Raw genomic sequence first — 13,512 nt, forward strand, 5'->3', positions numbered from 1 at the left:
GCCGCGGACACCCTTGCCTTAAGCTAACGTTTACTGCTACCTTCAACGTTCGGGACTTTCACCCTATAGACATTGCCCATGCCGGGCACACATAATAAGACAACCCAAGGTAATCCCTTGGGTTGTTCTTTTGGCTGGGGTGGTAGGATTCGAACCTACGCATGGCGATTCCAAAGACCGCTGCCTTACCGCTTGGCTACACCCCATTACTTTGGTGGAGGAGGTAGGATTCGAACCTACGAAGGCGTTCGCCGGCAGATTTACAGTCTGCTCCCTTTGGCCAGCTCGGGCACTCCTCCACAATGGTGACCCCTACGGGATTCGAACCCGTGTTACCGCCGTGAAAGGGCGGTGTCTTAGACCACTTGACCAAGGGGCCAAAAATCATATCTCATTGCCACAAGCTTAATTTTAACAAATAATCATTATTAATGTCAATACTTTTTATAAAAATTTTCTCAGTTAATTTGCCCACAACAGCTGTTTATTATACTCATTTTTCTGTTAAAAATACACTTAAAAATCTCCTGCCAAAAGCCCCGGCGACAACCTGCCACCGGGGCTTTAAAACTGGTCGGGATTGAGGGATTTGAACCCCCGGCCTCCTGCTCCCAAGGCAGGCGCGCTACCAAACTGCGCTAAATCCCGCCAACGCTTTATAATTCTAACAAAAACCTTAACAGTTTTCAACCCCTGCGGTAAAATTTTTTAGAAGGTCTTGCCGTTTGTCGAAAGCCAAAGGGCAGCGTTGTGCTGCCCTTTGGCTCTTCATCTTACTTATTAACAGCATTATCCTCTTCTTCTTTTACACCGGTATCATCTGATACATCTACTACATCTACATCGGTATCATCTGAACCGGTATCTTCTATACCTTCATTTTTTTCCCCTTCTTCTGCGGTGCTCCCATCTTCATCCGCTTCTGACCCTTCCTGTAATATTCTATCCATTATAACCACTATTTCCGCCCTGGTGATGGCACCATTGGGGTTAAACTGCCCCTCGGAAGTTCCAGCAATTAAACCTTCATTTACCAAAGCCATAATGTAACCGGCATCTTCCGGACTAATTAAGACACCGTCTTTAAACGGCATATTGGATGTATCCACCGGTTCTAAATCCAGGGCTTTGGCAATCCAAACCGCAGATTGAGCTCTGGATGCCTGTACATGTGAATGAAAACGGTTCCAGTTTAGCATACCCATTTTATGGGCCTTCTTAACAGCCCCGCGGGCCCATACCGGAACCTCTGAAAGTTCTCCCGTCTCGCTGTCAACAACCGCCTCTTCTTCCCTTTCTTCACCAGCTTCCCCTTGGTTTTCCCCATCCTCATCAGCTTTTTCTGCTGCTTCCGTTTCTTCACCATTCCCGGCGCTTTCAGTATTTTCTGCCGCAGATACTTCTTCATCATCCACCAAGCGCATAAGCAGCACTATCACTTCAGCCTCCGTCACTTTATCATCCGGCTTAAAAGTACCATCAGCATAACCGCTTACTAAACCCAGTGATTGCATTCTAATTATAGAATCCCTGGCCCAGTGGCCTTCTATATCTTTTAGCGCTTGAATCTGCTTTTTAACCTGTTTTTCTGTTCTTACCTTTACTCGTTCTCTAATTTTTGCCCTAATGCTTTTATTTTCTCCTTCCTCAACTTTCTTTTTAACCCGCTCTTTCTTTATATCACCTTTTTTTTCTTTTACAACCGCCTTAACATTTTTTACCGGTGAACCATCACTTTTCACAGCATGCACCGGCGATCTGCCGCTTTTCCCCGCCCCGCTTCCACCATGGGGTTTGGCCAGTGCCGCTCCTGCAAACAAGGTTGCCGCCATGGTCAATACCACAGCCGCAGAGATAATTTTTTTCATAACTACAGCCCCTTTCATTTAAAATTAATCAGTTAGTTTTCTCATTTTCATATACGGCAGCCGAAATTCCGTTTTAGGGGGTTATGGGGTGCTATATTCCATAAAAATGCAAAAAAAAATGTCCAGCACTAAATGCTGGACGGGGAGAGATAGAACTCACCAAAGCGGAGCATTAATAATTTGTACCAATAATGATAGTTTTATACATAATTTGTATCATATTTTTAAAAACAAAATAAATTACCACCGTTAAAACCGTTCTGTACGCATATTTTCTGTAAAATTCGTTTGTTTTCGACATATTTAAATTTGACAGAAAAGTTAGCCTCGTCTATAATTTAGACAGATTTAGTATAGCTTATAAGTTTTTAAAGGGCAGTATAGCATATACTAATTGTTATCGGGAGGGACTAAAGTGCCCCTTTATAACAGCCAACAGGTAGGAGCAAATATAAAAAGAGCTCGCATGCACAAGTCGGCACAGGTAGGGTTTGGTTATACGCGCAAACTGCTAGCCGATGCCATGGAAGAGCCGGTACATATAATTGGCAAATTAGAAGCAGGTGAATATTATCCTGATTTTGAACATATTAAAAAAATTTCTGAAATATGCGGGGTATCCATCGAGTTTCTAGTGGGTGAAGACTTCCAATCAATGGATAGTTACTTTAAAGCAATACACGAGGCAACAAAAAACAAAGATGTTAATGCCCCTAAAAAACACTGCATCGACGGTGACCCTTACTGAAGAATTTAAGCACCGCCCTGGTCAGGGCGGTTTATTTATTTCCTTAATTACATAGAAATTCAAAGTGAAAAAGCTGTCCCAAAAATGATTTTTGGGACAGCCCCCTTTGTAATTTTAAAAGTATAAATCCCTTTCTCCCTTTTCAATACGCTTTAATCTTTCTTCAGTGGCTTTACGCACATTAGGATTCTTAATGTCTTCCAGGTTCTTTCTAATCGCCTCTTCTCCCACTGCTTTGGTTTCCGGAGAAGCATAATCCATCAAGTACTCTTTAAAAGTCAGTATGGCATTGGGCAGGCACACATTTTGAATTTCGCCGGTTTTAGCCAGAGACATAAAACGGTCGCCGGTACGCCCCATGCGGTAGCAGGCAGTGCAGTAGCTGGGCAGATATCCCGACTTACACACACTGCGCAGCACCTCATCCGGGCTGCGGTTATCTTCCACTTCAAATTGAGGTTTATCTCCTTTTTCACCGCAGCCGCACTGTGCCTTCTCCGCTTCTTTTTTATATCCACCCACACCGGTACACGACCCGGCACTAATCTGCGAGATTCCGTACTTAAACAGCTCATCTCTAAACTCAGCTTTTTCCCTGGTGGATAATATCATACCGGTGTAGGGAACGGACAAACGCAAAATGGCAATAATTTTAGCAAAGGTTTTATCATCAACCAGGTAGGGGAAGGTGTCAATACTCACTCCCAGCGCTTCCCTTATCCTCGGTACGGAAATAGTGTGCGGGCCAACACCAAACTTTTCTTCCAAGTGTAAAGCATGGTATATTAACCCCATCACTTCAAATTTGTAGTCATACAGCCCAAACAGCACACCCAGCCCTACATCGTCAATCCCCGCGGTCATGGCCCGGTCCATGGCAGTGGTATGCCAATCGTAATCCATTTTCGGCCCGCTGGGATGCATTCTGCCATAGGTTTCCCGGTGATATGTTTCCTGGAACAGAATATACGTGCCGATGCCTATTTCCTTTAGCCGGGCATAATCTTCCACTGTGGTGGCAGCAATGTTTACATTAACCCGGCGGATACTGCCGTTTTTTAATTTTACTTTATAAATAGTATCAATACATTCCAAAATATAATCAATGGGACATTCTGTGGGATGCTCACCTGCTTCCAGCGCTAAACGCTTGTGCCCCAGTTCTTCCAGTACTTTTACCTCCTCAGCCACTTCTTCCATGGTCAACTTGCGCCGCTCAAATTTGTTATCCCGGCGGTAGCCGCAGTAAACACAGTTATTAATGCAGTAGTTGCTTACATACAGCGGGGCGAACAACACCAACCTGTTGCCGTAAATTTTTTCTTTAACTTCTTTGGCTGCTTCAAACATTAAATTTAGCAGTTCTTCATCCTCCGTCTGCAGTAATGCGGCCACTTCCCGCGGGGCTAAAGCCTGTGCTTCCTTGGCCCGGCGGGCTTTTTCTATTATTTCTTTAATCTCTTCTTTTGAGTAATTCCGAGCTTCCTCCAAATCCCTGTAAATTTTATTCTCATCAATAAAATCCGCCACTTGTTTTTGTTCTTTAATTTTATTTACGGCCATTAAAATCCCTACCTTTCCCCAGCAAAGCTGGTCAATTGATTAATAACCCTTTTGAAAAACCGGTTTCGGTGAATCACCACGGCCTGCCGCCACTTCCCTACCCACTTGATGAATTATACCGACAATTTTCTGCAGCGACTGCTGCGGATCATCCGTTACCCCGGCCTTATTGGGGTATATTTGATACAGCCGGCGATATTTTAAAGGTGTAACATTGGGCATTATTACGTTGGCACCGCAGTTAAGAGCCATTTGTCTTCCTTCGGAATGCATGGTACCCGCTGCAGTGGTGGCGGGCAGGTGGCATAACGGCAGCATTATACGAGCCACCGCCAGAGTTTTTAAAGCTAACTGCAGATCCCCTGCCGGTTGACCGGCCAACGGAGTTTGGGGATGGGGAATAAACGGGCCGATACCCGCCATTTCCACGTCCAGCTTTTTCAGCAGCAAAATGTCCTCGGCCAGTGAATCCAGTGTCTGCCCGGGCAGCCCCACCATATTGCCGGAACCCAGCTGATAACCGGATTCCCGCAGCCACTGCAGGCACTGAAGGCGGCGTTCAAAACTGGTTCCCGGGCGCAGGCTGCTAAATAACTGCCGGTCTGCAGTTTCATGTTTGAGTAAAAACCTGTCCGCCCCGGCCCGGTACAGCTGCTGGTACTCCTCTTTACTGCGTTCACCAATACTCAAGGTAATAGCCACGTTTTTGATTTTTTTAATTTCGGCAATCATACGGCAGAGGGTATTAACATCGTACCAAGGATCTTCCCCGGACTGCAGCACTATGGTGTTATATCCCAGTTCAATAGCCCGGCGGGACGCTTCAATTACCTGCTGCACCGTCATGCGGTAGCGGCTGATATTTCTGTTGCTGCGGCGCAAACCACAATAATGGCAGTCATTGCGGCAGTAATTTGAAAATTCTATAATTCCCCGCAGGTGCACCACATTGCCGTGGTGCTGCTGCCGTACTTTATCCGCCAGCGCAAACAATTCCCGCTGCTGGTTTCCCGGTTTTGCTTTCAGCAGTGTTACAATATCTTCCTTGGACAGCGGCTGCTGCCCAGCCGCTTTTTGAAGAACAGCCTGAAAATTACTGTCCATGTTTTCCTCCCTGCAGAGTTAATCTTGATCCAATATTTCTACCAAGTGGGGAAACGGTGACAGTGCCCGGCGCAGTATACCATGCAGGTGGGCAATGGCCACACCGTAATTTACTATCGGCACACCGGCTTCCCGAACCTGCATGATGCGCGACAGCATTTCCCGGCGGTTTATCATACATGCCCCGCAGTGTACCACCAGTTTATATTCCCGCAGGTTATCAGGAAACTTTGTGCCGCTTACCCAGTCAAAATGCAGTTCCCCACCCACAAACTGGCGCATCCAGCGGGGTATTTTAACCGTTCCGATATCGTCCTCCACCCGGTGATGTGTGCAGGATTCGGCAATTAACACCTTGTCTCCGGGCTGTAATCTCTCAATGGCTTTAGCTCCGGCCACCAGTGTTTCCAAATCTCCTTTATAGCGGGCAAACAGGATGGAAAAGGAAGTTAACAAAACACCCGGCGGGGTATCGGCATCCGCCTTCAAAAAAGCCTGGGAATCTGTCACCACCATTTTGGGTTTACAGGCCAAATTATCTATGGTCTGCTTCAGTTCCCTTTCTTTAGCCACCACCGCAATGGCATCGTGGTCAAGAATATCCCGGATGGTCTGCACCTGGGGTAGTATCAATCTACCCTTGGGAGCAGCAAGGTCTATGGGCACCACCAGCACCACCACATCCCCCGGCTGCAGCAAATCGCCGATGATGGTTTGATCATCCCAACCGGTGGGAGCATTACGAATTATACTGATTTTTAAATCTGCCATTCCCTGACCGGTAAGAGCGCTGACCGCAACCACCGGCACTGACAGCTTGTTTTTGTAATCTTCAATTTCCGTTTTACTAACCTGCCGCAGGTCTATTTTGTTAATCACCGCCAGCACTGCCAGTTTTCTTTTTTTACATTCCTCAATTAGATCCAGTTCGTACTTAGATAGTCCTTCGCCGGCATCTATCACCAGCAGCACCATATCCGCCTTTTTAAGAACTCCTTTAGATTTCTCCACCCTTAATTCACCCAAAGGGCCCACATCATCTATCCCGGCAGTATCTATAATCACCACCGGTCCGATGGGCAGAATTTCCATGGACTTGTATACCGGATCGGTGGTGGTTCCGGCATAATCAGAAACCACTGCAATATCTTGATTGGTTAACGCGTTAATCAAACTGGATTTTCCCGCATTTCGCCGGCCAAATATGGCAATGTGCAATCTATTTCCCCTGGGAGTACTGTTCATCGTATCATCACCTTCCTATTACCCCGGCTTTTGTTGCTGCATCGGGCCGCAGCAGCTGTTCCAGTTCTTGTTCCGTAAACATCTCCTTTTCCAGTATTACCTCTCGCACGCTGCGGTTGGTTTTTAAAGCCTCATGAGCCAGCTGTGCCGCTTCTTCGTAGCCGATATGCGGAACTAAAACTGTAATTAAACCAATACTTTTATCCACCAGTTCCCGGCAGCGTTCCCGGTTGGCAGTAATGCCCAGCACACAGCGTTCGGCAAATAACTTCACTGCCCGGCTGAGAGTATCCATAGCCGGCAGCAGGTTGGCCGAAACCAGAGGTAAAAAAGCATTTAATTCCAATTGCCCGGCCTGGGCCGCCATGGTTATTGCCAGGTCATGGGCCATAACCTGGTATGACACCTGAGTTATCATTTCCGGCATTACAGGATTTACTTTTCCCGGCATTATTGATGAGCCGGCCTGCAAATCCGGCAGTTTTATCTCCCCTATTCCGGCCCGGGGCCCGGATGAAAGCAGCCGCAAATCAGAGGCAATTTTTGCCAGGGTGGCAGCAGCGGCTTTAATCAGCCCGGATACTTCTACAAATACGTCTGCATTTTGGGTTGCATCCACCATATTTTCTGCCCTGGCCAGCCCCAAACCGGTAAGTCCCCGCAGGCGCTCAATGACAGTGTATATGTAACTTCTCCGGGCATTTAAACCTGTACCTACCGCCGTCCCTCCAAGGTTAACCTGACGCAGCCGCTCTTCCACTTTATACAACCGCCAGCGATCTCTGGACACCGCTTCGGCAAAGGCACTGAATTCCTGCCCCAGTGTAACGGGCACCGCATCCTGCATTTCAGTACGCCCTACCTTTAATACCCCGGCAAACTCTGCTTCTTTTTTCTGCAGCGCCCCCTGCAGCACCGCACAGCTTTCACTCAGCGGCTGCAGCAGGCGGATGGCGGCAATGCGCAGGGCTGTGGGATACACATCATTGGTAGACTGACCCATGTTGACGTGGTTGTTGGGATGCACCAGCGAATAATCTCCCTTTCGCCCTCCCAACAGTTCTATAGCCCGGTTTGCCAGAACTTCATTCATGTTCATGTTGGTGGAAGTACCGGCTCCGCCCTGCAGTGCATCTACGATAAACTGATCCAGGAAATTGCCTTCGGCAACTTCACCTGCCGCCTGGTAAATGGCATCACCAATTTTTCTATCTAAAAAACCCATGGTCATATTGGCATCTGCCGCAGCTTGCTTGACCACTGCCAGGGCCTTTATCAGTTCCGGGTGAACCCTGGTGCCGGTTACGTTAAAGTTCTCCGCCGCCCTGACAGTGTTGATACCGTAATAAGCTTCTTCAGGTATTTCCATTTCTCCAATTAAGTCACGTTCAATTCTGCCCATGCTTATTCACCCTTAAAATTAAAATTTCTTACTGAGAGCAGATTTAACCTGAACTCCTTTAATGCTGCCCAGTTTACCGGTTAAAGCTCCTATTTCATCCGTACTTCCTTCCACCATCAGCGATATTACACCCAGCTCTTTATTCCGGTAAGGCACCCCCATGCGGCCGATTATGATTTTCCCAAATTCGCTGATGATGGAGTTTATTTGGGCCGCTTTATTACGATCCTCCAGCACTATGCCCACCACTCCAATACGCCTATCCACAGAACCACCTCCAATGACAAAAACACCTGTTCCCCGAAAGGGAACAGGTGCACTTCTAAACAGTAATACAATACCCCAATGGTGCACCCCTCAAGTCAGGCCCGCGCCCTCCCCTCAGGGAACTACCTTAAATTGTCAACCCTTGGCAGCAGCATAACCCGCAGCCTCAGGTTGTTGTAATCATTATACCCTTTTTCCCGTTTTGCAGTCAATACAACAGTCTGAAATTTACAAAATCTTTGAACTATTAAATTCGCCTACCAGCTTTTTGCCAGCCAATAAAATTTTTTGATAAAGCAGCATATTTTAACATATTAAAAGGATTCTGCTTATTAATGTCGAATTTTAAAATTTGTAAACAGCTGCTCATGTCACAAATGGCAGTATCAAATGAAAAAGCAGGCAGCCTTTTGTACAAACGGGCGTTTATGGACGAGCCGCTGCCAAACTTGGTGAGATAACATTTTTCAGAATAGGTGCAATTTACTTAAGGAGGTTTTATATATGTCCGTTGTTGGGGAAGAACAGTTGGTAGTTTTCAAGCTGGGCGATCAAAAATATGCCCTGCCTATTCAGGAAACCCAGGAAATTATTCGCATGACTGAAGTTACCCGCATACCCAATGCCAGCTACTATTTAGAAGGTATTATCAACTTACGCGGCACCATCCTGCCGGTTATAAACCTCAACCGCCGCCTTGGTCTGCCGGAAAAAGAAGTGGATGAAGAAACCAGAATTGTAGTGGTGGAAAATAACGGCCAGCAGGTGGGTATGATTGTGGACAACGTTTTAGAAGTGGGACGTTACAGCGAATCCGAAGTGGAACCCCCAAGCAGCATGGGAGACAGTGCAGATTATCTTAAAGGGGTTGTTAAAAAAGGCGATCAGCTGTGGCTGTTGCTGGACTTAAATAACGTTTTATAGTTTTTAACGGATCCTGGGGGCAAGATAATGAAATTATCTCATAAGTTACTGCTTAATATTTTGATTGTGCTGGGTCTGGCTGCCGCTGCAATGGCGGTGGCTTGGACTCATTTTAATATGATACACAAATTTAATAAAGAAGTACAAGAACAAACACTGCGCTTTCAACTGATTGCTGATATACGGTATCACTTTACCAAGCAGGAAGCATATTTAAAAGAATATATACTCAACAAAAACAAAATAGCAATTAACAGTTATAAAAGCGAATTAAAAACCACAAAGAAAATTATAGAAAAACTAAATAATATTACCCGCGATGAAATTAATAAAGAACAAATCGAAAAAATAGTTGATCTTTACAACAGCTACAACTATTTTGTGGAACAGGAAGTTATTTCTTTTTTAAATAGTGAACCCAATTCAACAGAACAAGCATTATCCGTTTATAACTTAAATGCTAAGCCAACAGCTGTTAATCTCATTCGCATAATTGAACAGTACAAAGACCGAAAAATGGTAACTGTTAATAAAATGGAAGAGCAGTCCCTTTACCACCTGCAAAAAGCCAAGACAGTTCTATTGCTCTTGGGTACACTGGCATTAGTTCTTGGTTTAGCAGTGAACCACATTATAGTTCGTAAAATTGTCATTACCATCACTTCCCTTTCAGAAGAAGCGAAAAAAATGGCCGCGGGAGACCTAACTGTCAGGGTAAAAGCAGCCGGTAAAGATGAGCTGGCCACCCTGGCCCAGTCTTTTAACACCATGGCAGATTCCCTGCGCCATATGGCCACCAGTTTGATGCAGAGCTCACAAAAACTGGCCTCCAACAGCCAGCAGCTTTCAGCTGCCAGCCAAGAGGTTAGTTCTGCGGTGGATGGAATAAGCAGCAGCACTGCCCAAGTTGCTTCGGTGGCCCAGCAGAGCGCCGCCGGTGCCGGCAGGGCAGCAGAACTTATTCAAAGCGTACAGCAGGCAGTAAAACTGGGGAACAGGTCAGTACAGGACACCGCTGCTAAAATAGGAGTTGTACACCAGGTTGCGGGTGAAGCCGTTAACCGCATACAGGGGCTTAATGAAAAATCTAAGCAAATCGGATATATTACTAAGCTGATAAGCGAAATTACCGAACAAACTAATATGCTGGCATTAAATGCCGCCATTGAAGCAGCCAGAGCCGGGGAACACGGCAGGGGATTTGCGGTGGTAGCGGAAGAAGTGCGGCAGTTGGCAGAAAAATCAGCTCAGGCCGCAGCGCAGATTTCAGAATTAGTAGAAAATATTCAACATGAAACGGCCAATGCAGCTGCCTCTGTACAATCCAGCGCCAGTGAAGTGAACGAAGGAATGGAAATAGCTCAACGGGCCGGTAATTTGCTGGATGATATTAACGAGCGCATTGGCTGGGTAACAGAAATAATTGCAGAGGTGGCCAGCGGTGCCCATGAGTCCAGCAGCGGAACTAAAGATCTGGCCTCCAGCACAGAAAAAGTCACCGCCACAGTACAGCAAATTGCTTCTTCAGCCCACAGCTTGGCTGAAATGGCAGAACAACTGCAGTCACAGGTTAACAAATTTAAAATTAACTAAGGTTAAAAACGCATAAAAAATAGCCTTGAAATTTTACCAAGGCTATTTTTTATGCTATGTTAATCTAACTGCACCGCTGTACCGCTGGCCGTTACCATCAGCATGCCATCACGTATTACTTCGTAATCAATATCCACCGCCAGCACGGCGTTGGCCCCCATCTGAGCAGCCTTGCCAGCCATTTCTTCCAAAGCTATTTCCCGGGCTTGGGCCAGCTTGCTTTCATAAGCACCGGAACGCCCGCCAACAATATCGGAAATACTGGCAAAGAGATCCCGTACAATATTTGCTCCCATGATAGCTTCCCCGGCAACAATACCCAAGTACTTGGTAACCTTTCGTCCTTCAACGGTATTGGTAGTGGTAATAAGCATTGTTTCAGCCTCCTAGCATAAAAAATTTATCTTACTGAGCCCGGCAGCATTTGCACACCGCTGGTCTGCTCCTGCAAATGGCTGCCGGGGTTTTCACTTCCTTTGGTACCACCTGCAGCCCAAAGGGCTACTTAATTTTCTTAAATGCTTTTCTAGCCGCTTCAATGGTAAAATCTATATCCTCATCGGTATGAGCCGCCGACATAAAAGCCGCTTCAAACTGCGACGGGGCCAGGTATACCCCTTCCTCCAGCATGGCCCTGAAAAAGGCGGCAAATTTTTCAGTATCAGAACTGCTGGCAGTATTAAAATCAACCACCTCTTGATCAGTAAAGAAGGTACATACCATGGAACCAACCCGGTTTTGAGTTACAGCCACTCCCGCTTCTTTAGCCGCTTCGGCCAAACCATCTGCCAGTTTGGCGGCTTTACGATCCAGTTCTTCATATACACCGGGCTTGGCCAATTCAGTTAGCGTGGCAATGCCGGCAGTCATGGCCAGCGGATTGCCGGACAGTGTGCCTGCCTGGTACACCGGTCCAACAGGAGATACATGCTCCATTATTTCCTTTTTACCGCCATAGGCTCCCACCGGCAGCCCACCGCCGATAACCTTACCAAAGCAGGTGAGATCCGGCTCAATATTATATAAAGACTGGGCACAGCCATAGGCCACTCTAAACCCGGTCATTACTTCATCAAATATCAACAGGCTGCCGTACTCTTTGGTCAGTTGGCGCAAGCCTTCCAGGTATCCCGGTTGGGGCGGTACCACCCCCATGTTACCGGCCACCGGTTCTATAATTACCGCTGCAATATCTTCCCCTTCCAGCTCAAACACTTTCTTTAGTGTTTCCAAATCATTATAGGGGGCCGTGATGGTATTGCTGGCAATGCCCTCCGGTACCCCCGGGCTGGTGGGAACACCGTGGGTCAGCGCACCGGAACCGGCTTTAATCAATAAAAAATCGGCATGTCCATGATAGCATCCCTCAAATTTCACTATTTTATTTCTTCCGGTATACCCCCGGGCCAGGCGCAGTGCACTCATGGTGGCCTCGGTGCCGGAGTTTACCATGCGTACCATTTCCACAGAGGGTACCGCTTCCACAATCATGCGGGCCAACTCCGTTTCCTGCTCGGTGGGTGCCCCGTAGCTGGTTCCCTTTTCCAAATAGTTCTGCAGCCCCTCCATCACTGCCGGGTGACGATGACCTAAAATCAGCGGCCCCCACGAACATACATAATCTATGTAACGGTTTCCATCCACATCCCATATATATGCACCCTGCCCCCGGGCAATGAACAGCGGGTCCGCTCCCACTGATTTAAAAGCCCTCACCGGGCTGTTTACACCGCCCGGTATGTACTTCCGGGCCTCTGCAAACATTTCCCTAGATTTATTAAATGATTTAGACATTATAAAGCCTCCTTAATCCCGGCACCACCTGTCCCACTCTTCCAAAGCGGTGTTCACCGGGGTAATCTTTAATCTGCAAAGTAAGTCATGCTGCTCTTTTTAAGTTCCCTGGTACTGAATAACAACCTGTAATCCGCCACTCCCACAGACCGGGCCATTTCTTCCGCCAGTGCCTTACATTCTTCCCTGGTCTGCTTGTGTATCATGGTATAAAGATTGTAGGGCCAGTGTTTCCCGGTTTTGCGCTGGTAACAGTGGGTTACTTCCGGGTGTTGAGCTAACTTTTCACCCACTTCCTTGGCCCTATCTTCCGGAACACGCCATACCACCATGGCGTTGGCCACATAACCCACCCGCTGGTGCCGCAGGGCAGCACCTATTCTTCTTAAATAACCCTTTTGTTTAAGCTCATTCACTTTATTTAACATCTCTTCTTCAGCAAGTCCAAACTGCAATCCCAACTGGGCAAAGGGCCGGGACACCAAGGGCAGCCCGGCCTGCAGTGCTTTGATTATATTTTTCTCCAGCTCGGTGAGCATACTACACCCCATTCAGTTCAAAATTTACCATCACTTTAAAAAACCTTTCTGCCGGCAGGTTTAATATATCTGTAATGCCCGTTTCGGTACTGATTTCCTGCAGTATTTTTTCTACCTTTTGCGGTGAATCCGCCAGTATGGTAAACCACATATTGTATTCATGTTCCCGCAAATAGTTGTGGGTAATACCGGGATAGCTGTTAACCACCGCAGCCACTTCATCCACCCGGTCAGCGGGAACCTTCATGGCGCACAGCGTTCCCCTGTACCCCAGTTTACGGGAATCAAATATACCACCCAACCGGCGAATAATGTCTGCATCCATTAAACGCTTAAGACGGCTGAGCACCTCTTCTTCGGTGATATTCAGTTTTTCTGCCAGTTCTTTATAAGGTCGAGAAACTATGGGGAAATCAGTTTGTACCAAGTTAAGCAGTTTTTTGTCTAATGCATCCAGCTTCATAA

General features: G+C 46.9%; 13 protein-coding genes and 4 tRNA genes. 3 read left to right on the top strand and 14 right to left on the bottom strand.

All coding sequences use genetic code 11. The annotated features are described in order from the left end of the window. Nucleotides 1-131: 131 nt before the first annotated feature. The 5 genes from JOC37_RS09620 to JOC37_RS09640 all read right to left on the bottom strand — a co-directional run bounded on the left by JOC37_RS09620 (nucleotide 132) and on the right by JOC37_RS09640 (nucleotide 1,868). Nucleotides 132-206 (bottom strand) — tRNA-Gln (locus tag JOC37_RS09620). Nucleotides 207-212: 6 nt separating this feature from the next. Next, nucleotides 213-299 (bottom strand) — tRNA-Tyr (locus JOC37_RS09625). Between the two features lie 4 nt (nucleotides 300-303). After that, nucleotides 304-379, bottom strand: a tRNA-Glu gene (locus JOC37_RS09630). Between the two features lie 192 nt (nucleotides 380-571). Further along, nucleotides 572-648, bottom strand: a tRNA-Pro gene (locus JOC37_RS09635). A gap of 125 nt (nucleotides 649-773) precedes the next feature. Beyond that, nucleotides 774-1,868, bottom strand: coding sequence for an S-layer homology domain-containing protein (locus JOC37_RS09640; protein ID WP_204618405.1), 1,095 nt, complete (start codon nucleotides 1,866-1,868; stop codon nucleotides 774-776). A gap of 415 nt (nucleotides 1,869-2,283) precedes the next feature. Between JOC37_RS09640 and JOC37_RS09645 the strand changes: the two genes are divergently transcribed. Next, nucleotides 2,284-2,616, top strand: a complete 333-nt coding sequence (locus JOC37_RS09645) for a helix-turn-helix domain-containing protein (RefSeq protein WP_204618407.1) — start codon at nucleotides 2,284-2,286, stop codon at nucleotides 2,614-2,616. Nucleotides 2,617-2,730: 114 nt separating this feature from the next. Here the strand turns inward: JOC37_RS09645 and hydG are convergent, their stop codons facing one another. The 5 genes from hydG to JOC37_RS09670 are packed head-to-tail and all read right to left on the bottom strand — an operon-like array spanning nucleotide 2,731 to nucleotide 8,197. Beyond that, on the bottom strand, nucleotides 2,731-4,179 hold the full coding sequence (gene hydG / locus JOC37_RS09650) for a [FeFe] hydrogenase H-cluster radical SAM maturase HydG (protein WP_204618409.1): 1,449 nt from the start codon (nucleotides 4,177-4,179) through the stop codon (nucleotides 2,731-2,733). A gap of 39 nt (nucleotides 4,180-4,218) precedes the next feature. Next, the gene (gene hydE / locus JOC37_RS09655; RefSeq protein ID WP_204618411.1) at nucleotides 4,219-5,283 is read right to left on the bottom strand and encodes a [FeFe] hydrogenase H-cluster radical SAM maturase HydE; all 1,065 of its coding nucleotides are present in this window, start codon (nucleotides 5,281-5,283) and stop codon (nucleotides 4,219-4,221) included. 18 nt (nucleotides 5,284-5,301) lie between these two features. Beyond that, nucleotides 5,302-6,528: a [FeFe] hydrogenase H-cluster maturation GTPase HydF gene (gene hydF, locus JOC37_RS09660; RefSeq protein WP_204618413.1), complete on the bottom strand. Its 1,227-nt coding sequence runs from the start codon at nucleotides 6,526-6,528 to the stop codon at nucleotides 5,302-5,304. A 7-nt stretch (nucleotides 6,529-6,535) separates the two neighbouring features. Further along, entirely contained in the window at nucleotides 6,536-7,930 is a 1,395-nt protein-coding gene (locus JOC37_RS09665; protein WP_204618415.1) for an aspartate ammonia-lyase, read from the bottom strand. 18 nt (nucleotides 7,931-7,948) lie between these two features. Further along, entirely contained in the window at nucleotides 7,949-8,197 is a 249-nt protein-coding gene (locus tag JOC37_RS09670; RefSeq protein WP_204618417.1) for a TM1266 family iron-only hydrogenase system putative regulator, read from the bottom strand. A gap of 504 nt (nucleotides 8,198-8,701) precedes the next feature. Between JOC37_RS09670 and JOC37_RS09675 the strand changes: the two genes are divergently transcribed. After that, the gene (locus JOC37_RS09675; protein ID WP_204618419.1) at nucleotides 8,702-9,121 is read left to right on the top strand and encodes a chemotaxis protein CheW; all 420 of its coding nucleotides are present in this window, start codon (nucleotides 8,702-8,704) and stop codon (nucleotides 9,119-9,121) included. A 27-nt stretch (nucleotides 9,122-9,148) separates the two neighbouring features. After that, complete coding sequence (locus JOC37_RS09680) at nucleotides 9,149-10,714, top strand: methyl-accepting chemotaxis protein (RefSeq protein WP_204618421.1); 1,566 nt, start codon at nucleotides 9,149-9,151, stop codon at nucleotides 10,712-10,714. Between the two features lie 59 nt (nucleotides 10,715-10,773). Here JOC37_RS09680 and JOC37_RS09685 read toward each other — a convergent pair whose 3' ends face one another. The 4 genes from JOC37_RS09685 to ahbA form a co-directional block, all read right to left on the bottom strand. Next, nucleotides 10,774-11,088: a YbjQ family protein gene (locus JOC37_RS09685; protein ID WP_204618422.1), complete on the bottom strand. Its 315-nt coding sequence runs from the start codon at nucleotides 11,086-11,088 to the stop codon at nucleotides 10,774-10,776. Nucleotides 11,089-11,215: 127 nt separating this feature from the next. Then, a complete protein-coding gene (gene hemL, locus JOC37_RS09690; RefSeq protein WP_204618424.1) occupies nucleotides 11,216-12,508 on the bottom strand; it encodes a glutamate-1-semialdehyde 2,1-aminomutase in 1,293 nt (430 codons plus the stop codon). Between the two features lie 68 nt (nucleotides 12,509-12,576). After that, entirely contained in the window at nucleotides 12,577-13,047 is a 471-nt protein-coding gene (ahbB, locus tag JOC37_RS09695) for a siroheme decarboxylase subunit beta (protein ID WP_204618426.1), read from the bottom strand. A 1-nt stretch (nucleotide 13,048) separates the two neighbouring features. After that, nucleotides 13,049-13,510: a siroheme decarboxylase subunit alpha gene (ahbA, locus tag JOC37_RS09700; protein WP_204618428.1), complete on the bottom strand. Its 462-nt coding sequence runs from the start codon at nucleotides 13,508-13,510 to the stop codon at nucleotides 13,049-13,051. Nucleotides 13,511-13,512: the final 2 nt, after the last annotated feature.

The organism is Desulforadius tongensis (genome assembly GCF_016907915.1).
In the GTDB taxonomy this organism is placed as follows: Bacteria; Bacillota; Desulfotomaculia; order Desulfotomaculales; family Desulfohalotomaculaceae; genus Desulforadius; species Desulforadius tongensis.